The sequence below is a fragment of the Gordonia sp. G4 genome, assembly GCF_057770005.1.
In genome coordinates this window covers 5,427,367-5,448,885 of the sequence record NZ_CM173442.1, presented here as the reverse complement: position 1 = coordinate 5,448,885, position 21,519 = coordinate 5,427,367, and the positions used below count along the sequence as shown (strand labels likewise).

21 protein-coding genes and 2 pseudogenes are annotated in these 21,519 nt (G+C 67.4%); 13 read left to right on the top strand and 10 right to left on the bottom strand.

Going from position 1 to position 21,519, the window contains the following annotated elements; all coding sequences use genetic code 11:
- Positions 1–49 precede the first annotated feature (49 nt).
- From AC3B5T_RS24700 to AC3B5T_RS24685, 4 genes and pseudogenes are all read right to left on the bottom strand, one after another.
- A complete protein-coding gene (locus tag AC3B5T_RS24700) occupies positions 50–484 on the bottom strand; it encodes a DUF1801 domain-containing protein (RefSeq protein ID WP_055476649.1) in 435 nt (144 codons plus the stop codon).
- Positions 485–584: 100 nt separating this feature from the next.
- Positions 585–1,442, bottom strand: a complete 858-nt coding sequence (locus AC3B5T_RS24695; RefSeq protein WP_231632779.1) for an ABC transporter permease — start codon at positions 1,440–1,442, stop codon at positions 585–587.
- The gene (locus tag AC3B5T_RS24690; RefSeq protein ID WP_488358798.1) at positions 1,439–1,915 is read right to left on the bottom strand and encodes an ATP-binding protein DrrA1-3 family domain-containing protein; all 477 of its coding nucleotides are present in this window, start codon (positions 1,913–1,915) and stop codon (positions 1,439–1,441) included. The genes AC3B5T_RS24695 and AC3B5T_RS24690 overlap by 4 nt, the downstream gene beginning before the upstream one ends.
- A 3-nt stretch (positions 1,916–1,918) precedes the next feature.
- Positions 1,919–2,340: pseudogene (locus tag AC3B5T_RS24685) on the bottom strand (ATP-binding cassette domain-containing protein); the annotation flags it as partial.
- Between the two features lie 235 nt (positions 2,341–2,575).
- Here AC3B5T_RS24685 and AC3B5T_RS24680 point away from each other — a divergent pair.
- Positions 2,576–3,337 (top strand): TetR/AcrR family transcriptional regulator, encoded by a 762-nt coding sequence (locus tag AC3B5T_RS24680; protein ID WP_055476648.1) that lies wholly within the window; start codon positions 2,576–2,578, stop codon positions 3,335–3,337.
- Between the two features lie 25 nt (positions 3,338–3,362).
- On the opposite strand, the gene AC3B5T_RS24675 is transcribed toward AC3B5T_RS24680, so the two are convergent.
- Positions 3,363–4,562 (bottom strand): NAD(P)/FAD-dependent oxidoreductase, encoded by a 1,200-nt coding sequence (locus tag AC3B5T_RS24675; RefSeq protein ID WP_488358058.1) that lies wholly within the window; start codon positions 4,560–4,562, stop codon positions 3,363–3,365.
- An 88-nt stretch (positions 4,563–4,650) separates the two neighbouring features.
- Between AC3B5T_RS24675 and AC3B5T_RS24670 the strand changes: the two genes are divergently transcribed.
- The gene (locus AC3B5T_RS24670) at positions 4,651–6,312 is read left to right on the top strand and encodes an ABC-F family ATP-binding cassette domain-containing protein (protein ID WP_055476647.1); all 1,662 of its coding nucleotides are present in this window, start codon (positions 4,651–4,653) and stop codon (positions 6,310–6,312) included.
- Positions 6,313–6,314: 2 nt separating this feature from the next.
- On the opposite strand, the gene AC3B5T_RS24665 is transcribed toward AC3B5T_RS24670, so the two are convergent.
- On the bottom strand, positions 6,315–7,685 hold the full coding sequence (locus AC3B5T_RS24665) for an LLM class flavin-dependent oxidoreductase (protein ID WP_055476646.1): 1,371 nt from the start codon (positions 7,683–7,685) through the stop codon (positions 6,315–6,317).
- A gap of 176 nt (positions 7,686–7,861) precedes the next feature.
- On the opposite strand from AC3B5T_RS24665, the gene AC3B5T_RS24660 reads away from it, so the two are divergent.
- Together AC3B5T_RS24660 and AC3B5T_RS24655 are read left to right on the top strand one after the other, a co-directional pair.
- The gene (locus tag AC3B5T_RS24660) at positions 7,862–8,233 is read left to right on the top strand and encodes an ArsR/SmtB family transcription factor (RefSeq protein WP_010843435.1); all 372 of its coding nucleotides are present in this window, start codon (positions 7,862–7,864) and stop codon (positions 8,231–8,233) included.
- A 3-nt stretch (positions 8,234–8,236) separates the two neighbouring features.
- The gene (locus AC3B5T_RS24655) at positions 8,237–8,725 is read left to right on the top strand and encodes an SRPBCC family protein (RefSeq protein WP_014927663.1); all 489 of its coding nucleotides are present in this window, start codon (positions 8,237–8,239) and stop codon (positions 8,723–8,725) included.
- A 3-nt stretch (positions 8,726–8,728) separates the two neighbouring features.
- On the opposite strand, the gene ygiD is transcribed toward AC3B5T_RS24655, so the two are convergent.
- Complete coding sequence (gene ygiD / locus AC3B5T_RS24650; RefSeq protein WP_488358797.1) at positions 8,729–9,571, bottom strand: 4,5-DOPA-extradiol-dioxygenase; 843 nt, start codon at positions 9,569–9,571, stop codon at positions 8,729–8,731.
- Between the two features lie 137 nt (positions 9,572–9,708).
- On the opposite strand from ygiD, the gene AC3B5T_RS24645 reads away from it, so the two are divergent.
- The 6 genes and pseudogenes from AC3B5T_RS24645 to AC3B5T_RS24620 all read left to right on the top strand — a co-directional run bounded on the left by AC3B5T_RS24645 (position 9,709) and on the right by AC3B5T_RS24620 (position 15,690).
- Positions 9,709–10,944: a serine hydrolase domain-containing protein gene (locus AC3B5T_RS24645; RefSeq protein WP_488358057.1), complete on the top strand. Its 1,236-nt coding sequence runs from the start codon at positions 9,709–9,711 to the stop codon at positions 10,942–10,944.
- An 89-nt stretch (positions 10,945–11,033) separates the two neighbouring features.
- Complete coding sequence (locus tag AC3B5T_RS24640; protein WP_488358056.1) at positions 11,034–11,633, top strand: DUF1707 SHOCT-like domain-containing protein; 600 nt, start codon at positions 11,034–11,036, stop codon at positions 11,631–11,633.
- A 99-nt stretch (positions 11,634–11,732) separates the two neighbouring features.
- The gene (locus AC3B5T_RS24635; RefSeq protein WP_010843430.1) at positions 11,733–12,584 is read left to right on the top strand and encodes an ABC transporter permease; all 852 of its coding nucleotides are present in this window, start codon (positions 11,733–11,735) and stop codon (positions 12,582–12,584) included.
- Between the two features lie 40 nt (positions 12,585–12,624).
- Positions 12,625–13,406 (top strand): annotated as a pseudogene (locus AC3B5T_RS24630) (ABC transporter ATP-binding protein).
- A 39-nt stretch (positions 13,407–13,445) separates the two neighbouring features.
- Entirely contained in the window at positions 13,446–14,516 is a 1,071-nt protein-coding gene (locus tag AC3B5T_RS24625) for an ABC transporter substrate-binding protein (RefSeq protein ID WP_014927658.1), read from the top strand.
- 79 nt (positions 14,517–14,595) lie between these two features.
- Complete coding sequence (locus AC3B5T_RS24620; RefSeq protein ID WP_488358055.1) at positions 14,596–15,690, top strand: LLM class flavin-dependent oxidoreductase; 1,095 nt, start codon at positions 14,596–14,598, stop codon at positions 15,688–15,690.
- 39 nt (positions 15,691–15,729) lie between these two features.
- On the opposite strand, the gene AC3B5T_RS24615 is transcribed toward AC3B5T_RS24620, so the two are convergent.
- The 3 genes from AC3B5T_RS24615 to AC3B5T_RS24605 all read right to left on the bottom strand — a co-directional run bounded on the left by AC3B5T_RS24615 (position 15,730) and on the right by AC3B5T_RS24605 (position 18,296).
- On the bottom strand, positions 15,730–16,776 hold the full coding sequence (locus tag AC3B5T_RS24615) for a PHP domain-containing protein (protein WP_035717730.1): 1,047 nt from the start codon (positions 16,774–16,776) through the stop codon (positions 15,730–15,732).
- A gap of 90 nt (positions 16,777–16,866) precedes the next feature.
- The gene (locus AC3B5T_RS24610; protein ID WP_010843425.1) at positions 16,867–17,211 is read right to left on the bottom strand and encodes a histone-like nucleoid-structuring protein Lsr2; all 345 of its coding nucleotides are present in this window, start codon (positions 17,209–17,211) and stop codon (positions 16,867–16,869) included.
- 191 nt (positions 17,212–17,402) lie between these two features.
- Complete coding sequence (locus AC3B5T_RS24605) at positions 17,403–18,296, bottom strand: hypothetical protein (RefSeq protein WP_488358796.1); 894 nt, start codon at positions 18,294–18,296, stop codon at positions 17,403–17,405.
- A 1-nt stretch (position 18,297) separates the two neighbouring features.
- Between AC3B5T_RS24605 and trhO the strand changes: the two genes are divergently transcribed.
- From trhO to AC3B5T_RS24590, 3 genes are all read left to right on the top strand, one after another.
- A complete protein-coding gene (gene trhO, locus AC3B5T_RS24600) occupies positions 18,298–19,143 on the top strand; it encodes an oxygen-dependent tRNA uridine(34) hydroxylase TrhO (RefSeq protein WP_055476639.1) in 846 nt (281 codons plus the stop codon).
- Positions 19,140–20,198: a CobW family GTP-binding protein gene (locus tag AC3B5T_RS24595; RefSeq protein WP_488358054.1), complete on the top strand. Its 1,059-nt coding sequence runs from the start codon at positions 19,140–19,142 to the stop codon at positions 20,196–20,198. The genes trhO and AC3B5T_RS24595 overlap by 4 nt, the downstream gene beginning before the upstream one ends.
- 207 nt (positions 20,199–20,405) lie before the next feature.
- Positions 20,406–21,428 (top strand): N-acetylmuramoyl-L-alanine amidase, encoded by a 1,023-nt coding sequence (locus AC3B5T_RS24590; RefSeq protein ID WP_488358053.1) that lies wholly within the window; start codon positions 20,406–20,408, stop codon positions 21,426–21,428.
- Positions 21,429–21,519 lie beyond the last annotated feature (91 nt).

Genomic DNA, 21,519 nt, shown 5'->3' with positions numbered 1-21,519 from the left:
CTCTTGGCCAGGGGTGGGCCCCGATGGCCTGCCCGCGGTCCTCGAACGGTCAGCTCACAGCCTTGGCGACGAGCGTCGTGATCGTCTTCTCGACCCCGGCGTCCACGGTGCTGACAGCGAACGACGTGGGCCAGAAACCGCCGTCGTCGAGGTGTGCGTTCTGGGTGAATCCGAACGTGGAGTAGCGCTCGTTGTCGTCGTGGCCGCTGCGGAAGAAGCACACGACCTTGCCCTTGAGTGCGTACGCGGGCTGCCCGTACCAGAGTTTGGGCGCGAGGTCCGGCGCGGTCGCGGTGACGATCGCGTGGATGCGTTCGGCCAGCGCGCGATCGGCCGGGTCCATCTTCTCGAGCTTGGCGAGCAGATCGAGTTCCTCGGCCGCTCTCTTGTTGCCACGCCCGCGGGTCTTCTCCTTCTCGAGTTCCGCGGCGCGCTCCTTCATCGCGGCACGTTCCTGATCGGAGAATCCTCCCGAGTTGCCCATACGTGTTCCTCTCCTGGTCGTCATGTATCGAGGTGTCACTCACGGTAGCGGGGCACGACCCTGTCGGGCTTCTCGATTCGTGACCGATGAGCCGGCTCGATCAGCGGCGGAGATGCCGGAAGGCGGACACCGCCAGAGGAAGGAAGATCGCGATGATCGCCACCGGCCACGCGATGGCGAGAAGCGTGGCGTGGTCGGCGAACACACTGTCGCCGCCGCCGATGACAGGGGCGCCCAGGAGCTCGCGCAGCGCGGACGCGGTCGCCGACAGCGGGTTCGCGTCGGCAATCGTCGCGAGCCACCTGGGCATGGTCGACGTGTCGATGAACACTGTGGAGAAGAACAGGATCGGCCACACCAGGATGTTGAACGGAACCAGCGCTTCGGGACTGGTCGCCTTCAGACCGATGAAGATCCCGGTCCAGAGCATCGCGATCCGGAGCAGGAGTAGCAGGCCGAGCGCGGCACACGCCTCGGGCGCACTGGTGTCGGGACGCCACCCGAAGGCCAACCCGCCGGCGACGACCACGACGAGCGTGATCAGCGAGTCGAGTAGATCGGCAACACACCGGCCACCCACCACGGCGATGCCGCTGATCGGCAGCGAGCGGAATCGGTCGGTGATCCCCCGTAGGGAGTCCTGGCTGACCGCTGCCATCGTGGTCTCGAGGCCGAGAAAGGCTGTCATGGCGAGGACACCGGGCATGACGAAGTCGATGTAACTGCCGCCGACATCGCCTCCGAGTGCACCACCGAGGAGGCCCAGGAACAGAGCCATCAGGACGATCGGCCACAACCAGCCGAAGATTCTGGCTCCGAGAAGGTGACGCCAGTGCTGGATGTCCCGACGGGTGATCGTCCATGTGTCGGCGAACGCGCGTACGACGGGGGAGGTCGGTCCGTCGGGCGGGATGCTGGCGGGCGCGGCCTGAGGAGTGTGGGTGGTCGGGATCGTCACTTGTGGGCCTCCGCAATGGTGGGTGGGGTGTGTAGTCGTGCGTCGTCGGGCGCGTCCCCGAAGGGGGTGTGCCCGGTGACCTGGAGGAAGACCTCGTCCAGTGTCGGTGTGCGCACGGCGATGTCGCGGACTTCCAACCCGGCGTCTCGCAGGGCCGCCGACGCCCCGATCACCGATGCGGTGCGATCGGCCAACGGCACGCGGACGCGATTGCCGACGATGGTGATCTCGCCCGCAGACCACTGCGAGAGCATGCCCCGGAGCCGGTCGGCGTCGGCCTCGTGGACCGTGCTGACCTCCAACCAGTCGTCGCCGGCGCGGGCTTTCAGTTCCGCCGGGCTGCCGTCGGCGACGACTCGACCGCTGCCGAGCATCGAGATGTGGTCGGCGAGCTGGTCGGCTTCCTCCAGGTATTGCGTGGTCAGCAGGACGGTCGTGCCGCCACGTACGAGTTCCCGGATCGCGTTCCACACATCCTGCCGCACACCGGGATCCAATCCGGTGGTCGGCTCGTCGACGAACAGGACCTCGGGAGCGGTGATCAGGCCGGCCGCGAGGTCGACACGACGCCGCATCCCACCCGAATACGTTTCACCTGGCGATCGGCTGCTTCGTCGAGTCCGAACCTCTCGAGCAACTCCGCCGCGCGCCGAGCCGCGGTTGCCGGTCGATACCGGTTGAGTCGGGCGAACATCACCAGGTTTTGGCGACCCGTCAGGGCTTCGTCGACGGCGGCATGCTGACCGACGAGACCGATCCGCGCTCGCACCCGGCCGGGGTCGCGCACCGCGTCGACGCCGGCGACCCGGACGCGCCCTGCGTCGGGCGCGAGCAGGGTGGTCATGATCCGCACCGCAGTCGTCTTGCCCGCACCGTTCGGGCCGAGCAGGCCGTGCACGCTGCCACGCGTCACGGCGAGGTCGAGTCCATCGAGGACCGGCGCCGCCGATCCACCGCCGTATCGCTTGCGCACGCCTTCGAGCGTGATCGCTGAATCGGTGTCACCCACCGCGAGCCTCCTCGGGGCCAGTTATACGACGTTATTTACACCGTACGTTACGAGCGTACGATACGGTGGCCCCGAACGCACGCGTCGGTGGGATCTGGTTGTGCGAGTGACTACGAGGAGGTTCGTGAACACGCCGAAATCCGCACCCGAGGTGGTGCGCAGCCTCTACCTGCTGTGGGGGCATCATCCGCCGGCGGGTCGTTCGGGCATCACAGTCTCGCGGATCGTGCATGCCGGGATCGAACTCGCCGACGCCGACGGGCTCGACGCCACCTCGATGCGCAAGGTCGCCGAGCGGCTGGGCGTCAGCACGATGGCGCTGTACAACCACGTGCCCGGCAAGGACGACCTCACCGCGCTGATGGTCGACGCCGTGTACGGCGGCCTCTACGACAACGCTGACTCGGCGACGGACGCAGGTGATTGGCGGGCTGGCATACAGTATGTCGCGCAACGGAATTGGGAACTGATCCTGCGCCATCCCTGGCTCCTCGACATCCACGACGCCCGCAGTCTGCTCGGGCCGAACGCCGGAGACAAATACGAAGCAGAGTTGCGTGTCCTCGACGGGATAGGTCTGTCGGATCTGCAGATGGAGGCCGGCCTGACGACTCTGTTGACCGTCGTCGAAGGCGCCGCGCGTGCATATCGCAGTGACCACGAAACCCGGCAGGCGTCCGGGATGGCGGACCCGGAGTGGTGGGCCATCGTCGCGCCCGCACTCGGCCATCTCATGAAGGACCAGGACTACCCGGTATCCGGGCGCGTCGGCACGACCGTCGGGGCCACCTTCGACTCGGCGCGCAGCCCGCAGCATGCGCTGGAGACCGGCGTGACGATCGTGATCGCCGGGATCGATGCACTGATCCGTGCCGACGGGGACTGACCCGGGTGTTCCTACCGGGCGCGGTTCACACGCGTCCGCGCAAGATCGCGTTCCAGTAGAGACGGGGCAGCACGTAGCGGTCGAAGGCCCATGCGCTCCGACGCGGCTTCAGCGGGTCGATGACCGACGGCAGCGACGAGGTGATGGTTCCGTCGCGGTCGAACTCGGCGGCGATCAGATGGTGGGCGTCGGTTGCGATCGGCGCGACGGTGTACCCGTCGTAGGTGGTGAGTTCTTCGCCGGCGCGCGCGGCCGCGAGGTTGTCGACGAGTACCGCGACCTGGCGCCGCAGCCCGCCACCCGACGGGTCGGTGGCGATCGCGGCACCGTCGCCGGCACCCCAGATCGATGCGTGGGTGCGGTGGCGCAGCGTGTGGGGATCGATGTCGACGAGTCCCCGGTCGCGAGTGCCGGCCAGACCCGAGTCGGTCACGAGGTCGGCGCCCCGGAACGGCGGGACGAGATGCAACATGTCGTACTGCACGTCCTGGGTCTCCAAACCGGTCACCACGGTGACCCGGCGATCGACCGGATGCAACCGGACGGTGCTGTCGAGCAGGACACGGACCCCGAGCTCGTCGAGGCATTCCGACAGGCGGGCGTCGAGGCCGTCGACGCCGAGCAGATGCGACCGGTCGACGATCAAGGTGATGTCGAGGGACTCGAGGATGCCCGCGCGTCGCCAGTGGGCTGCCGCCAGGAACAGAGGTTTGAGGGTCGTGCCGGTGCAGCTGACGGGTGGGCGCGGGACGGTGAACACCGCGCGGCCACCCCGCGGCATCGAGGTCACCAGGTCCCAGGTCTGTTCGGCGCGGTCGAGGTAGTTGCTGGCGACCGCACGGTCGGCGATCGCGAGATCGATCCCCGGCATCCCGTCGCAATCCGGCACGAGTCCGACGGCCAGGATCAGGTCCCGGTAGCCGATGTCGGCACCCGAGGACAAGCGGATCGTCCGCTTCCCCGCGTCGACGACCACGGCCGTGTCGCGCACCCAGGTCACCCCGTCCGGCGTCACCGATCGCTGGGTGCGTTCGGCCTCCCGAAGTGTCGCCTGACCGCCGCCGACGTAGGAGAGGAGCGGGCGGTAGGTATGGACGGCCTGCGGTTCGATCACCGCGACATCGGGGAAGCCCAGACGCAGCAGCCGCGCCGCTGCGCTGAGGCCGGCATTTCCGCCGCCGACGATGACGACGTCGAAGTGTCGGGTCTCGCGAGTTGAGGTCATGCGGGCGGGTACCCGATGGGCAGGTCGGGAAACCGCGGGCCGGTCTGCCGGCTCCGACCGGTCGACGACGTGGTGCGACCATGGACGGATGACCGCCACGCTCGTTGCCAAGGACGTCGCCGGGGGATATGCCCACCGCGTCCTGTTCGATAACCTCGATCTCACGGTGGCACCCGGGGACGTGGTCGGCGTGGTCGGCGCCAACGGTGCCGGGAAGACCACTCTCCTGCGGGTGCTCGCCGGTGACCTCGCGCCGCTGGAGGGCACGGTGACGCGAGCGCCGGCCGATGCCTTCGTCGGATGGTTGCCGCAGGAGCACGAGCGACTTCCCGGCGAGGTCGTGCGCGCATACGTCGCCCGGCGGACCGGCTGTGCAGAGGCCACCGCGGCGATGGACGCCGCGGCCGACGCGCTGGCCGACCCGGACGTGACGGTCTCGGGAGACCCGGCCGAGACGTATGCCGCCGCGCTCGACCACTGGCTGGCCACCGGGGCCGCCGATCTCGACGAGCGGTTGCCCGCGGTCCTCGCCGATCTCGGGCTCGGCGACGGCGTCATCGACCCGGACGCCACCCTGATGACGGATCTGTCCGGCGGTCAGGCCGCGCGGGTCGGGCTGGCCGCGCTGCTGTGCTCGCGGTTCGACATCGTGCTCCTCGACGAACCGACCAACGACCTCGACCTCGACGGTCTCGCGCGACTGGAGGAGGTCGTGGCCGGGATGCGCGGCGGCGTCGTCCTGGTCAGTCACGATCGAGAGTTCCTCGCGCGCAGCGTCACCCGGGTCCTCGAACTCGATCTCGCGCAACAGACCAACACCGTCTACGGCGGCGGTTACGAGAGCTACCTCGAGGAGCGGGCCGTCGCCCGGCGTCACCGCCGCGAGGAGTACGAGGAGTTCGCCGCCAAGAAGGCCGATCTCGTCTCCCGGGCGAGGACGCAACGGGAGTGGTCGAGTCAGGGTGTCCGCAATGCCATCCGCAAGGCGCCGGACAACGACAAGATACGACGCCGCGCCGCAACCGAATCGAGTGAGAAGCAGGCGCAGAAGGTCCGGCAGATGGAGAGCCGGATCGCGCGGCTGGACGAGGTCGCCGAACCGCGCAAGGAATGGGTGCTCGAATTCACCATCGGCTCCGCGCCTCGCTCCAGCTCGGTGGTCGCCACACTCAACGGAGCGGTTGTGCGGCAGGGTGATTTCGTACTGGGTCCGGTGTCATTGCAGGTGAACGCCGGCGAGCGCATCGGCATCACCGGCCACAACGGCGCCGGTAAGACGACGCTGCTGCGACTGCTCCTCGGGCGGGTCGAACCCGACGAGGGGAGTGCCCAGCTCGGCGCCAACGTCGCGATCGGTGAGATCGACCAGGCGCGTGGTCAATTCACCGGGCCCCGGCCGCTCGCCGAACGGTTCGAGGCCCTCGTTCCCGAATTGTCCACCGCGGACGTGCGGACTCTGCTCGCCAAGTTCGGTCTGCGCGCCGACCACGTCGACCGTCCGGTGGGAGACCTGTCGCCCGGCGAGCGCACCCGGGCCGGCCTCGCACTGTTGCAGGCGCGTGGCACCAACGTCCTGGTGCTCGACGAGCCGACCAACCACCTCGACCTGCCCGCGATCGAGCAACTCGAGTCCGCCCTCGACTCCTACGACGGCGCAGTGCTTCTCGTGACACACGATCGGCGCATGCTGCAGAACGTGCACGTCGACCGGCACTGGGATGTCGACGGCGGGCGGGTCACCGAGCGCTGAGGTCAGCCCGCCAGCCGGGTGTCGACCCCGCGGATGTCCGCGGGCAGGTCCTCCTCGGCGCTCCCGAGCCCGAGGTGTTCGCGCAGGGTCGCGCCCTCGTACTCGGTGCGGAACAGTCCGCGGCGCTGCAACTCGGGGACCACGTAGTCGACGAAGTCGTTGAAGGTGCCGGGGGTCTGGGCGCTCGAGACGATGAATCCGTCGGCCTCGCCGCCGGTGAAGGACTCCTCGATCTGGTCCGCGACGTCGGCGGCCGTACCGACGAACTGTGGCAGCAGAACTCCCTGCGCATACAGTTTGCCGATGTCTCGGAGGGTGAGACTGTCGCGCTCGGAGAGGCGTCGGGCGACGTCGAACAGCCCCTGGGTGCCGCTCACCTGAACGTCTTCGACGGGGGCGTCGAGATCGTAGGCGGAGAAATCGTGATCGGTGTGGACCGACAGGGTGATCAGGCCCGAGATCGGGTCGGCGAGCTCGTTGTGGAACGCCTGCTTCTCCCGGGCGATCGACTCGGTCTCACCGATGAACGGGATGAAGGACGGGAAGATCTTGACGTGGTCGGGGTTTCGGCCGAAGTTCACGGCCCTCGACTTCACGTCGTCGTAGTAGGCACGGCGACCCTCCGGCGTCGGGTCGATCTCGAAGATCGCCTCGGCCCACCGCGCGGCGAAGTCCTTGCCGGTGTTCGACGATCCCGCCTGGATGAGCACCGGGCGATGCTGCGGTGAGCGGGGCTGGTTGAGCGGGCCCCGCGTCCGGTAGTGCGTGCCCTCGTGGTCGACGGTGTGGATCTTCGACGGATCCGCCCAGACGCCGGACTCCTTGTCCGCGGTCACGGCGTCGGCGTCCCAGCTCGACCACAGCTTGATCGCCGTGCTGACGAACTCCTCGGCGCGCACGTACCGCTCGTCGTGTCCGACGTGGTCGTCGAAGCCGAAGTTCTGGGCCTCGGCCTGCGACAGCGACGTCACGATGTTCCAGGCGATGCGGCCGCGGGTGAGGTGGTCGAGGGAGCCGAAGACGCGCGCGAGCTCGTACGGGTGGAAATACGTGGTGGACTTCGTGACCGCGATGCCGAGTCGGGTGGTGACCGCGGCGATGCTCGCCGCGACCAGGCTCGGGTCGATCGTCGCCGCGGCCTGCGTGCCCCGCCGGAAGGGTTCGGACTGATCGCCGCCGAATCGGACCGGTGCGGCGAGCAGGTCGGCGAAGAAGGCGAAGTCGAACTTGCCGCGTTCGAGGATGCGCCCCACCCGGTGATAGTGGTCGGGCCCGAAGTAGTCCGTCACGGAGCCGGGATGACGCCATGCGGCGTGCGAGTGGGTGACGGGGGAGGCGATCAAGAATCCACCGAGGTGAAGCTGACGGGTCACGAGTGGGTGTCCTTCGTTTCTGGTGTGGCCGTGGCGAACGGGAGTGTCGCCACCACGTGCGCAGGCTGGCGGGGTCGGGACAAGTCAAGGCCCACCGAACGCGAGTGGCCATGGTTGCGCCCGACGTGATCGCAACAGCCTCTTGACATACAACCGATTGGTTGTATGTTTGAGATGTGGCCGAGAACGCAGGCGAACCGACAGACGAGGACCGGGCCGACGCCCTGTTCCACGCGCTGTCGGACCGCACCCGTCGCGACATCTTGCGACGTGTGCTCGCCGGTGAACACTCGGTCTCGGTACTGGCCGCGAAATACGACATGAGCTTCGCGGCCGTGCAGAAGCACGTCGCCGTCCTGGAGAAGGCCGGCCTGCTCACCAAACGTCGTCACGGGCGGGAGCAGCTGGCCAGTGGCGACGTCGCGGCAGTGCGTTCGGTGGCAGCGATGCTCACCGAGCTCGAACAGGTGTGGCGCGGTCGTATCGCCCGCATCGACGATCTGCTCTCGATCGAATCACCCTCACCCACAACACCATCGGAGGATTGAACAATGCCTGTCATCGACGTGACGCCGGACCTCGACGCCCGCACCATCACCATCAACGCCGAATTCGCGGCGCCGATCGACCGCGTGTGGCAGATCTACGCCGACCCGCGCCAGCTCGAGAAGATCTGGGGTCCGCCGACCTACCCGGCCACCGTCGTCGATCACGACCTGCGTCCGGGTGGCCGGATGACCTACTACATGACCAGCCCGGAGGGCGAGAAGTTCGGCGGTTACTGGAAGGTCGAGTCCGTCGACGAACCCCACGGCTTCACCTTCCTCGACGGCTTCGCCGACGCGGACCTCAACCCGATCACCGACATGCCGGAGTCCCGCAACTCCTACGCCTTCACCGAGAAGAACGGCACCACGGTCGCCACGTTCATCAGCACCTACGATTCGGCCGAGGCCTTGCAGAAGGTGCTCGACATGGGAGTCGTCGAAGGTGCGTCCTCGGCGATCAACCAGATCGACGACTTCCTGGCGGCGGCCTGAGGCTCACAGGTTCGAATCGAGTGTCGGAAACCCCTGGGGCAGTTCGGCGGCCGGTCCACCGGTCCCGGATCCCGGGGGTTCGACCTCGAGCCCGAGCGTGTAGGCGGCCATCGAGATCGACCCGGCGGCATGACCATCCACGAGCAGGTCCAGGGGTGAGTCACCGGCGAGTCCGGCGATGTAGAGCAGCGGAAGATAGTGGTCGGGAGTCGGCACGGATCTGTCGAAGTCGGGATGCCCGTCCAGACTCAGTACATTCGACGGATTGTCCTGCAACACTTCGCGTGTGGCGTCGTCGAAGCGATGGGCCCAGTCGAATCCGCTGTCAGACCTTGCGAAGTCGACCGCCCGCAGATTGTGCACGATGTTGCCGCTGCCGATGATCAGCACGCCCTGCTCCCGGAGCGGGGCGAGTCGGCGACCCAGCTCGTAATGGTGTTCGAGGTCCTTGAAGGCGTTGAGCGACAACTGCAGTACGGGTACCGAGGCATCCGGGAACGTGTGCACGAGAACCGACCAGGTCCCGTGGTCGATGCCCCAGCTGTCGACGTCGTGGCCGCACCACGTGGGTTTGACGACATCGGAGACCATCTCGGCGACCTCGGGGTCTCCTGGAGCGGGGTACTCGACGTCGAAGAGGCCCTGTGGGAATCCGTAGAAGTCATGGATCGTCCGCGGTCGCCGCATCGCGGTGACCGCGGTGGCGTTGGTGTACCAGTGCGCCGAGATCACCAGGATCGCACGAGGTTTCGGCACCGACGCGCCCAGTGCTGTCCAGGCCTCGGTGTACCTGTTGCGCTCCAGGGCGTTCATCGGGTTGCCGTGCCCTATGAACGCGGCCGGCATCGGTCCCGACGCCGGGCCCGTTGCGTGTCCTGCTGTCATCGTCGACCTCCTCCGCCGGTGCCACCGACCAGGACGACGGTACTCCGGAATTGGCGAAGTCACCGACAGGGGTTCGGTGCTCGTGGGACAATGCGGGGATGCAAAAGCGCTGGTCGATGCTGATTGTCGCGGTCCTGGCGATCGCGCTGGCGGCGTGCGGTACCGACAGCGGCTCCGATGGCGCGTCCTCGTCGGCCGCGTCGTCGAACCCACAGCAGGCGGCGGAGATCGAGCGGATCGTCGAAGGGCTGATGGAGTCCAAGCACCTGAAGGCGGCGATCGTGCGCGTCACCGACGACGGCCGGGACGTGATCACCAAGGCGTTCGGCGAATCCCAGACCGGCATCCCGGCCACCCCGGACATGCACTTCCGCAACGGATCCGTCGCCATCGCCTACGTCGCGGCGGTGCTGTTGCAACTCGTCGACGAGAAGGCCGTCGGCCTCGACGAGATCATCGCGAAGTGGGTTCCCCAGATCCCCAACAGCGACAAGGTCACTCTCCGGCAACTGGCGACGATGACCTCCGGGTACCAGGACTTCGTGCTCGGGAACGATGCGTTCGAGACCGAGGAACTGACGAACCCGTTCAAGGCGTGGACCACCGAGGAGATGCTGTCCTACGCCGTCAACAAGCCGTTGCTCTACGAGCCGGGAACGAACTGGAACTACGCGCACACCAACTACGTGATCCTCGGGCTGGCCCTGGAGAAGATCACCGGTGAATCGGTTGCCGATCTGCTCCGGCAGCGGATCTCCGAACCGCTCGACCTCGGCAACACCGTCTCGGATCTGACCGCGGTGATCCCCGAACCAGCCCTGCACGCCTACTCCTCAGAGCGGCGCGGGATTCTGAACCTCCCGCCGACGACTCCCTTCTACGAGGAGACCACCGGCTGGAACCCGTCGTGGAGCATCACCCACGGCGCCATCCAGACATCGAACATCTACGACGTCGAGGCGACGGCGCGCAAACTCTTCGCGGGCGAGACACTGTCATCGGAGTCCTACGACACGATGGTCTCCACCGGCACGCGTGACGTGGCGCGCCCACTGGCCGGCTGCGCAACGTGCATGCCGATGAGTGACCGATACACCTACGGGATGGGCGTCGTCCTCACCGGTGACTGGATCGTGCAGAACCCCTTGTTCAACGGGTACTCCGCGGTCGCGGGATATCTGCCGGCGGAGAAGATCGCCATCGCGGTGTCGGTGACGTACGAGCCCGAGGCATTCGGACCCGACGGCTCCTACGACAACGGCGGCAACCCGATCTTCTCGCAGATCGGCGCGCTGATGGCACCCGACGCCGCGCCGCCGATCCCGCGGAACTGACCGGGCCGCACCCGTGCCCCGGTGGCCGCGAGGACCACCGCGAAACGGTGCGACACACCGTCGCGAAGCGGTGCAATAAAGTGGCAGGCATGGTCGACCGCCTCCCCGACGACGATCTACGGGTCGGGAATCCGGAACGTGAACGAGCCGTCACCCTGCTCAATGACGCGTTCTCGTCCGGATACCTGGAGATCGCGGAGTTCGAGGAGCGTTCGGGCCTGGTGTACGCCGCCAAGACCCGCGCCGATCTGCGGGCCGTCCTGGAGAACCTGCCGAACGCCGGCCGTCTGTTCAACGATCCGGCCCCGGCCGTGACCACGATGCCGGCCGTAGCCGTGCCGCCGACGTCGCCGCTGCACCTGGAGGCCGAGTGGGACACGGTTCGACGCAAGGGGACCTGGCACGTCCCGCCGTCGACCCTCGTCACCGGCAGCATGGGCACCGTCGATCTGGACTTCACCCACGCGTCGTTCCCCGGGCCGTCGACGACGCTGCAATTCCAGGTGTCCACCACCACCGTGAAGCTCCGGATCGGTCCCGATCACGAGATCCGATACGGCGACCTGCAACTGTCCGGGTGGTCGAAGGTGAAGGACAAGGCCGGCGCACCGACGCGTCCGGGCGGACCGGTGATCGAGCTGACCGGATCGGCGTCGGGGATGACCGGGATCACGATCAGACGGGGCTGACCACTCGTCGGTACGCGAACAGCGGATCCATGGCCTACTTGTGCTCAGGCTGAACTCAATGGTGTCGCGAGTGTTTCCCGATTCGTAACGTAGCCGCACGTGGCCGACCCAACACTCAGTATCAGCGCGCCCGGCGACCCGCGGGCGGTGGAACCGGGTTCGACCGACGCCTCGTCGGCATCCGCCAAGTCGGGCAGATCGTCGCGGCTGCACACGATCCTGCGTGCGTTGTCGCCCATCGCCGTCCTCGTGCTCTGGCAGGTCGGCAGCGCACTGGGGATCATCCCGCAGGACAAGCTGCCCGCTCCGTCGCTGATCGCCGAGGCCGGGTGGGAGGTTCTCGCCAACGGGCAGCTCGTCGATGCCATCGCGGCGTCGGCCCAGCGAGTCGCGATCGGACTGACCATCGGCGTCGCGGTCGGAATCGGCCTCGGTCTGCTGGTGGGCCTGAGCAGGATCGCCGACTCGGCCATCGACCCGAACATGCAGGCGATCCGCGCACTTCCGCTGTTCGGACTCATCCCGCTGTTCATCTTGTGGTTCGGTATCGGTGAGACGCCCAAGGTCCTGCTCGTCTCCCTCGGCGCTCTGTTCCCGCTCTACCTGAACACGTCGGCCGCGATTCGCCAGATCGACGGCCGGTTGGTGGAAACCGCTCGCGTGCTGGGCTTCTCACGGCTGACCACGATCCGGGATCTCATCATCCCGGGCGCCATGCCGCAGATCCTGGTAGGCCTACGACAGGCCCTGGCCATCGCGTGGCTCAGCCTGATCGTCGCCGAACAGATCGCGGCGACGTCCGGACTGGGATACCTGATCAACAACGCGCGCGACTTCCTGCGCACCGACATCATCTTCTTCGGCCTGATCGTCTATGCCGCACTGGGATTGATCACCGACGCCATCGTGCGTGCGCTCGAGCGCTACACCACGCGATACCAGAACCGGTGACGCTCGCAGCCCGTATACCCCGAGTAGAGGAGGCCCGACCATGACCGCCATCGCCACCCGAGATCTCGAGGTTCCGCTCGCCGAGGAGCGTGCCGGCGCCGTGTCATACGCGGCGGAGGTCGAGCACGCGAGCCTGCGCTACGGGGACAATGTCGTGCTGCGGGACGTCTCGCTGCGAGTGGGCGCACGCGAGATCGTCGCGCTCATCGGACGCAGCGGCAGTGGCAAGTCGACCCTTCTGCGACTGCTCGCCGGGCTGTCGACCACCGAGTCGGGCAGCGTGCGGACCGCCGGTCACCCGGCGGTGTCCTTCCAGGAACCACGGCTCTTCCCATGGCGCACCGTGCTGCAGAACGTCGCCTTCGGCCTCGTCCGCGAGAAGGTCGGCAAGACCGAGGCCCGGGAACGGGCGCGCCGCACCCTCGACGAGGTCGGCCTCAGCGACAAGACGGGTGCCTGGCCGGCGCAGCTCTCCGGCGGCCAGGCACAACGGGTCTCCCTCGCCCGTGCCCTCGTGGCACGTCCGCAGCTTCTGCTGCTCGACGAGCCGTTCGGCGCGCTCGACGCCCTCACCCGGCGCACGAACTGCTCATCAGACTCTGGCGCGACAACGGCTTCGGAGCACTTCTCGTCACCCACGATGTCGACGAGGCACTGCGACTCGCCGACCGTGTCGTCGTCCTGGCCGGCGGCGAGATCGTCGAAGACCTCGCCGTGCCCCGGCCGCGGCAGACCGGCGACCCCGACGACGCCGACTCCGAGATCCCGCGCCTGCGAGCCCGATTGCTGACCGCCCTCGGCGTCGCCGATCCCGCGCACTGACCCGCTCACCACCCATCCGCTTCAACCGAAGGCACTCCGATGACCGACGCCCATCTCTCCGTGCGCGCATCCCGGCCCCGGCGCCGTGTGCTCGCCGCCGTCCTGGCCACCGCCGCCCTCACTCTGGGCCTCGCCGGATGCGTGCAGCGCGAGGACACCGCCGAGTCGATCGCAAACGACACGGTCGACGTCGCCTCCCTACAGGACCTCACCCTTCGTGTCGGGGACCAGAAGGGCGGCACGGAAGCCCTGCTGCGTGCCTCGGGCGAACTCGAGAAGCTCCCGTTCACCGTCGAGTTCTCCACCTTCACCTCCGGCCCGCCCCAGATCGAGGCGGCGACCGCCGGCAAGATCGATTTCGCCGTCACCGGGAACACACCGCCCATCTTCGGCGCGGCGGCGAACGCCAAGGTCAAGATCGTCACCGGCTACGCGAACAATGCCAGTGGCGATGCGATCCTGATCCCGGGCAACTCGACACTGGCCTCCGTCGCCGATCTGAAGGGCAAGAAGGTCGCCGTCGCCAAGGGCAGCTCGGCACACGGACACCTGTTGCTCCAGCTGAACAAGGTTAATCTGACCCTGGGGCCCGGCAAGGACGTCGAGCCGGTCTTCCTGCAGCCCGCAGATGCGTTGTCGGCGTTCACATCCGGCAATGTCGACGCATGGGCGATCTGGGACCCGTACACCGCGATCGTCCAGCTCGAGAACAATCCGAAGACGCTCGTCACCGCCGAAGGCGTGTCCAACGGCTTCGGCTTCGGTATCGCCGGCGACGAGGCGCTGGCCGATCCGCGCCGCAACACCGCGGTACGAGAGCTGGCCCTCGGCATCGCGCGTGCCGCCAACTGGGCCAAGGCCAACCCCGACGTGTGGGCCGAGAAGTACTCGGCCGAGGTCGGAATCGACCCGCGGGCAGGCAGGATCGCCCAGGGTCGGAGCCTGCGTCCGGCCATCGCACTCGACGACAGCGTCGTGGCGTCCGAGCAGACTCTCGCCGACGCCTTCGCCGACTCCGGGCAGCTGCAGGGGCAGGTCGACGTCGCGAAGTTCGTCGACAACCGCTACGACGCGTCTCTCGCACCGCTGTTCGGCGCGCCTCAGTCCTGAGGGTCGTTCGGAGACCGGACGCCCATCTCCGAGACCACCCCGAACACCGGCCCGTCCACCCGTAGGAAGGGAACACGCCATGAGTCATTTCCACTGGTTTCTGCCGACCGCCGGTGACAGTCGCGGAATCGTCGGAGCGTCGCACGCGTCGGCGACGAAGCGCCATCCGCCGGGTTATCGGGCGCCGGAACTGCCGTATCTGATCGATGTCGCGCGCACCGCCGATCGGCTCGGCTACGAGAGCGTACTGACCCCGACCGGAACCTGGTGTGAGGATGCGTGGCTCACGACCGCCGCCGCGATCACGCACACCGACCAGCTGAAGTTCCTCGTGGCGTTCCGTCCCGGCCTGATCTCACCGACCCTCGCCGCCCAGCAGACCGCGACGCTACAGCGTTTCTCCGGTGGGCGAGTCGCGGTCAACATCGTGACCGGCGGCGACGAGGTAGAACAACGACGCTTCGGTGACTGGGTCGACCACGACCGCCGATATGCACGCACCGACGAGTTCGTGCAGATCGTCGAGAGACTCTGGGCCGGTGAAACCGTCGATTTCGAGGGTGAGTTCTATCAGATCGCCGGGGCATTCCTGCCGGACCCGCCGGCCGTCAAGCCGCAGATATTCTTCGGCGGTTCGTCGGATCCGGCGCTGACGGTGGCCGCTGCGCGGGCCGAGGTCTACCTCACGTGGGGTGAACCGCCCGCGGTGGCGGGGGAGAAGATCGCCGAGGTGGCGCGCCGCGCGGCGACGGTCGGCCGGTCACTGGAATACGGTGTGCGACTCCATGTCATCGCGCGCGAGACCTCGGAGGAGGCGTGGCGGGTCGCCGACACCCTGCTGCAGGGAATCTCCGACGAGGAGATCGCGACGGCCTTCGCCCTGCACTCGGGTTCGGACTCGACCGGCCAGCGCCGGATGGCGCAGCTGCACGGCGGCCGTCGCGACGCACTCGAGATCCATCCCGGCCTGTGGGCGGGCGTCGGCCTCATCCGCGGCGGAGCCGGCACGGCTCTCGTCGGCAGCTACGACGAGGTGGCCGGGCTGATCGGCGAATACGAGTCCGAAGGATTCTCACACTTCATCCTGTCGGGATACCCGCACATCGAAGAGGCGCACTGGTTCGCCGAAGGCGTGCTGCCGGTGATCCGGGACCGGGTCGGCGCCCTGAGCTGACGACCGAGCGCGGCGCATTTCCCACCCGATTCTGCCGGCTCAGCGAGAGAGCCACTCCGACAACCGCTCCGACGACCACGTCGTGACGATCCGCTCGGGATCGATCCCGTGCGCCGCGGCCCGCTGGGCGCCGAGGATCTTGAAGTCGAGTTGTCCGGGCGCGTGTGCGTCGGAGTCGATCGCGAACAGACATCCCGCGTCCAGGGCGATCGCGATCAACTCGTCGGGCGGGTCGACCCGCTCCGGCCGGGAATTGATCTCCACGACGGTGTCGTGGGCCGCGCACGCGGCGAAGACGGCCTCGGCATCGAAGGTCGAGGGCGGACGGTGGCCCCTCCCGCTGAGCACCCGACGGCCCGTGCAGTGGCCGAGGACGTGCACCCGGGGGTCGGAGGCCGCGGCGACGAGCCGGGCGGTCATGGCATCGTGTGCCATCCGCAGATTGGAATGCACAGATGCGGTCACGACGTCGAGCCGGGCGATCATCTCGTCGGACTGATCGAGCGCGCCGTCGTCGAGGATGTCGATCTCGATGCCACGAAAGAGACGGAAGTCGCTCGTGTGACCGGCGTTCCAGGCATCGATCGCCTCGATCTGAGAGGCGAGCCGCTCCGCGCTGAGCCCGTTCGCGATCGTCAGGCGCGGCGAATGGTCGGTGATCGCGAGCCAGTCGTGACCCGACGCCTCCGCGGCGGCAGCCATCTCGTCGATCGGCGCCCCGCCGTCGCTCCATTCGGTATGGGCGTGCAGGTCACCGACCACGGCCTCGACGAGGTCCTCCGCCTCGCCCGGGGCGGTGGGCGGATCCTCGCTCTGCAGCCGTGCGAGGTACCCCGGCAGCTCGCCGTCGATGGCCTCGGCGATGACGGCCGCGGTGGTCTTGCCGATGCCCTTGATCGCGGTCAAGGTGCCGGCGTCGGCCCGCGCATGGAGTTCGGACGGATCCAGCCCGGCCGCCGCCTGCCCGGCGCGGCGGAAGGCCTCGACGCGGTAGGTGCTCTCCCGACGACGCTCGAGCAGCCACGAGATGCGCTCGAGCGCACGAACCGGGTCCACCGGAGCCGACAGCGGGGTGAAGGACCTCACCGTGAACAGCCCTTCCAACGCCTACCGCCCGGCGCGCGAAGTGCGGCCGGGCAGTAGGTCTCGTTGTCGGTGACGGTCAGGTCTGACCGATCAGTGTGCGGCTTCGAACGCCTCGATGATGCTCTGCGGGATACGGCCGCGGTCGCTCAGTTCGTAGCCTTCTTTGATGGCCCATTCCCGAATCGCCTTGGTGGTCTCCTTGTTGCGGCCGCTTCCGGTCGCAGTCGAGGCCGTTGCTGCACGCTTGGTCACGCGGCCGGTCTGACGGGAGATGTCGAGGTACTTCGACAGCGAATCGCGGAATTGCTGCGCATGCTTCGACGATGTGTCGAACTCATAGTTCTTTCCATCGAGCGACCACCGGACGGTTTCGTACTGATCCAGTACCTTGCCGTCGAGATCGTCGATGACCTGAACGATTTCCTTTTTCGCCATGAAATACTTGTCCCCTCGAATTGTGTCATCCGACCAAGACGGACGCGCGAGGTCCCAAAACCTGCGTCCCCCCGTTTTGATCTATTCCAACTGTGCACAGCTTAGACTCAAACCATGAGTACTTGCTGAGAACCCCCGCCTAGACCATAAATCATTAGAAAGCATTAGGGAAGTCGAGACACGACCGATTGTTAACGAGTCGGCTCGGTGCTGGTCCGCGACGTCGGGTTACGAGGAGTGGCGGTCCGGTTCGATGTCGGTGTGGTCTCGTCCGTGGGGTCTGCCCCACCCGTCCGCCGGGACGATTCGTCCGATTCCTCGGGGGACACGCTCACCAACGATTCAGGTGCGCGATCTGCCGCATAGATCGTTTGGTAACCGTTCGGGGTGATTGCAAATCCTGATTTGGATCGCGATTCGAGACAAAACATCCCCACGGTCTCAACGAGACAAGAAAAGCGCGATATGGAAATGGTGCGGCCGAAGTCCACAATCGAACTCCGATAGAGAACCGGATATCGATTGGCGCACGCACCACGCTGCGGCCCGTCCGGTCCCAGGACGGCGAGATTCCGCTCCCAGTCGCAGGCCGCCGGGGCAGACGAGGGAGGTCGAGTCGGGTCGTCGTCCCGCTCGTCGTCGATGCGGCACGCAAGTGCCGACGAACCGTTGGTGCCGGTGGAGCAATTCACCGCCCGGTCCGGTGTGGAGAAATGGAAACCGGATGAGTCCTGCAGTGGTGAATCCTCGGTCACCGAGCCCTGATGGAAACGCGAATTGTCGACGCGCGGGGCCATCGCCACCACCCGTCCGATTGTCCAATCGGGCAGATTCTGTGCCGTGTCCTCTCCGGTTGTCGAAGTCGTCGACGAGGACTCGGTCTCGGTCACCGTCGACAACTCGTCGGTGGGCGGAATGACGATTCGAGAGGGGCCCGACTCGGACGGCAATGAGCACCCGGCGAGCGCGACCGAAACGATCAGCGTCCCGATTGCCGCGGTAGCGCAGATCACGCGCAGGAATCGGCGGTCGCGGGACCACGATGTGGATTCGGGGCGGGGTCGCTGAATTACGTACCCTTGCACTGTGCCGACCCCCAAGATCGTTCTCTTCTACGTCTTCGTCCCGCTGCCGGATCCCGAGGCCATCCGGTTGTGGCAGCTGGCGGTGTGCGAGTCGCTCGGGGTCCGGGGCAGGATCATCGTGTCACGCCACGGGATCAACAGCACCGTCGGAGGCGACATCGCCGCGGTCAAACGGTACGTCAGGACGACCCGTGCGTACCCCGGGTTCGCCGGAGCGGACATCAAGTGGTCCGACGGCACCGGCCGTGATTTCCCGCGGCTGAGCGTGCGCGTCCGCCCCGAGATCGTGACCTTCGGGGTTCCCGACGAGATCGAGGTCGACGAGAACGGCGTGGTCGGCACGGGGACGAGGCTGAGCCCGGAGCAGGTGCACGAGCTCGTGGACGCCCGCGGTGACGACGTGGTCTTCTTCGACGGGCGCAACGAGATCGAGGCGCAGGTCGGACGATTCGCCGGCGCGGTCACGACCAAGGCGCGCACGACCCGGGACTTCGTGCCGCTGATCGAGAGCGGCGCCTTCGATCACCTCAAGGACCGGCCGATCGTCACCTACTGCACGGGCGGGGTCCGCTGCGAGGTCCTCAGCACGGTCATGCGCCACCGCGGGTTCTCCGAGGTCTACCAACTCGACGGCGGGATCGTGCGCTATGGCGAGCGCTACGGCGACGACGGGCTGTGGCAGGGATCGCTGTACGTCTTCGACGATCGCATGGGCGTGGAGTTCTCCGACCACGCGGAGGTGCTCGGCCGGTGCGTCGACTGCGGCCGTCCGACGAGCAATGTCGCCAATCACCCCGATCGAGACGGACGCGATCTCGCCGTGATCTGTCCCGACTGCCTGGGATGAGCGCCGCGGGGACACCCGAACGTCGCGGCCCGGTCCCGGTCGTCGTGGTGGCCGGGTACCTGGGCTCGGGTAAGACGACGTTGCTCAACCACCTGCTGAGGTCCGCCGGGATCACCGGCACACGCCTGGGGGTGCTGGTCAACGACTTCGGCAAGGTCAACATCGACGCACTGTTGGTGTCGGCGCAGGCCGACGGCACCGTGAGCCTCGGGAATGGGTGCATGTGCTGCACCGTCGACGCCGACGGCCTCGCCGACGCGCTGGCGTCGCTGGTCCGTCCGAGTGTCGGGCTCGATGCCATCGTCATCGAGGCGAGCGGGATCGCCGAACCCAAATCGCTCATCCGCATGGTGACGTCGGTGGCCGACGCTCGGCTGCGCTACGGCGGACTGGTGTACGTGGTCGATGCGGCGCATCTCGACGAGGTACGTCGGACGCACCCGGAGCTGGACGGTCACGTCGCGATCGCCGATCTCGTTCTCGTGAACAAGGTCGACCTGATCCCGGAGGAATCCCTGCGTGCTGTCGAAGAGCTTGTCGCACAACTCAATACAACCGCTCCGCGGGTGGCCACGTGGAACGCCGCGATCGACCCGGAGCTGCTGTTCGACGTGGCCCGTCGTGAGGTGGAACAGACTCGTCCCGGTCAGCTGACCCTCGACGAGCTGTTGCTGGCGGACGCCGGTCACGATCATCACGAGCATCTGCACGCGGCGTACGAGTCGGTGTCGTTCTCCAGCGACCGGCCGATGGACCCGCGGCGCCTCGCCCGTTTCCTCGAACGGCCGCCGGCCGGCTGTTTCCGGATCAAGGGAGTCGTCCACTTCGATGTGCCACGGCACCGTCAGCGGTTCGTCGTGCACGGTGTGGGCGGTTTCGTGCGCGTGCTGCGCGAGCCGTGGGGAGACCGGCGCCCGACCATCGACCTGGTCGCGATCGGGCGCGGACTCGATGTGGCGACGGTGAATGCCGAACTCGAGGCCGCCGTCGCGCGTCCGGAGGATGCGGCCGACGAGAACGGGATCCTCGGGATCCTTCGCCACCTGGTGGACTGACCCGCGACGCGCCGGGCATGTCACGTACACGCCGATGCGTAAGTCACATCTCCCTAACGAAAACCGGTTGTGCCAGGACGACCATTTCGGATTCCCCGGTTCATTTGTTTCACTGTTAAGTCTGTGACCAGTGTGACCAGTGGTACTCAATGGGAGGGAGTGAGGTAAGTGATCACGCATCTGCGTGCGTCACGGCCTCGACAGAGCATGTTCCGAAAGACGACGACACAACGCCTGACCACCATCGCGTTCGCGGTGGCCGCCGCCACGTCGACGGTGGTCGCCTCGAACCTGGTTGCGCCCGCCGCCGATGCGGCCCCCGCACGCGGGACGGCCCTTGCGGGCAAGACGGTCTTCCTCGACCCGGGCCACCAGGCCTCGGCGGCCGGCCACGACCTGAGGGCGCAGGTGCCCGACGGGCGCGGCGGCAAGAAGGACTGCCAGACCAGCGGTGCCACCGGCGTCAACGGCGCCCGGGAGCACACCGTCAACTGGCAGATCGGGCAGCTCGTCAAAGCAGGTCTCGAGAGTCAGGGGGCCCGGGTGGTCCTGAGTCGCCCGGACGACACCGGGTGGGGCGGGTGTGTGGACGAACGGGCCGCGGCGGCCAGCCGTTCCGGCGCCGCGGTCGCGGTCAGTCTGCACGCCGACTCGACCGCGCGGGGAGCCGACGAGTCCAAGAAGGGCTTCCACATGATCGTGCCGTCGCTCCCGGTGCCGGACCCCACTGTCGATCGCGTGCAGTCGGGCGAGGGACGCAACGCCTCGACGACGATGCGGGACGCCTTCGTCAAGGCCGGGTTCCCGTCGGCCAACTACGCCGGCGTCCGTGACGGCATCCAGACCCGCTCCGACATCGCGGCGGTGAACCTGACCAAGGTGCCTGCGGTGTTCATCGAGATGGGCAACCTGGCCAACCCGGGGGAGGCCAGGGCACTCGCCGCGCGCGAGGGCCACGTCAAGTACGCCATGGCCATCACCGACGGAATCCTCAACTACGTCAACGGGAACGCCGCGACCGGAGCCGGCCCGGCGCCGTCGACGCCGACCGACGACGCGAGTGGACTGTCCTCGGTGATCCCGTTCGTCGAGCAGCTTCTCGCCACCGAGGATCCCGAAGCGGTGGCACGGTTGCTGATGACTCAGGGGCAAGACGTGTCCGCGCAGGTGCTCAAGGCGATGCTGACCATCGTCTACGGACTGTTCGACGGGAAGCTGCCGATCGGCTGAGTGTGCGGGGTCGGGTCCCGCGAAGGCGGGCCCGACCTGCCGATCCGCCGATCGGCTGAGGTCCGCCGTGGCGGACGGCTAACCTCGCGTC

Bases quoted from the DNA above. Each gene is read 5' to 3' on its own strand.
- AC3B5T_RS24700 (WP_055476649.1), bottom strand. From the start codon at position 484: ATGGGCAACTCGGGAGGATTCTCCGATCAGGAACGTGCCGCGATGAAG.
- AC3B5T_RS24675 (WP_488358058.1), bottom strand. From the start codon at position 4,562: ATGACCTCAACTCGCGAGACCCGACACTTCGACGTCGTCATCGTCGGC.
- AC3B5T_RS24670 (WP_055476647.1), top strand. From the start codon at position 4,651: ATGACCGCCACGCTCGTTGCCAAGGACGTCGCCGGGGGATATGCCCAC.
- AC3B5T_RS24655 (WP_014927663.1), top strand. From the start codon at position 8,237: ATGCCTGTCATCGACGTGACGCCGGACCTCGACGCCCGCACCATCACC.
- ygiD (WP_488358797.1), bottom strand. From the start codon at position 9,571: ATGCCGGCCGCGTTCATAGGGCACGGCAACCCGATGAACGCCCTGGAG.
- AC3B5T_RS24645 (WP_488358057.1), top strand. From the start codon at position 9,709: ATGCAAAAGCGCTGGTCGATGCTGATTGTCGCGGTCCTGGCGATCGCG.
- AC3B5T_RS24640 (WP_488358056.1), top strand. From the start codon at position 11,034: ATGGTCGACCGCCTCCCCGACGACGATCTACGGGTCGGGAATCCGGAA.
- AC3B5T_RS24625 (WP_014927658.1), top strand. From the start codon at position 13,446: ATGACCGACGCCCATCTCTCCGTGCGCGCATCCCGGCCCCGGCGCCGT.
- AC3B5T_RS24620 (WP_488358055.1), top strand. From the start codon at position 14,596: ATGAGTCATTTCCACTGGTTTCTGCCGACCGCCGGTGACAGTCGCGGA.
- AC3B5T_RS24610 (WP_010843425.1), bottom strand. From the start codon at position 17,211: ATGGCGAAAAAGGAAATCGTTCAGGTCATCGACGATCTCGACGGCAAG.
- AC3B5T_RS24595 (WP_488358054.1), top strand. From the start codon at position 19,140: ATGAGCGCCGCGGGGACACCCGAACGTCGCGGCCCGGTCCCGGTCGTC.
- AC3B5T_RS24590 (WP_488358053.1), top strand. From the start codon at position 20,406: ATGTTCCGAAAGACGACGACACAACGCCTGACCACCATCGCGTTCGCG.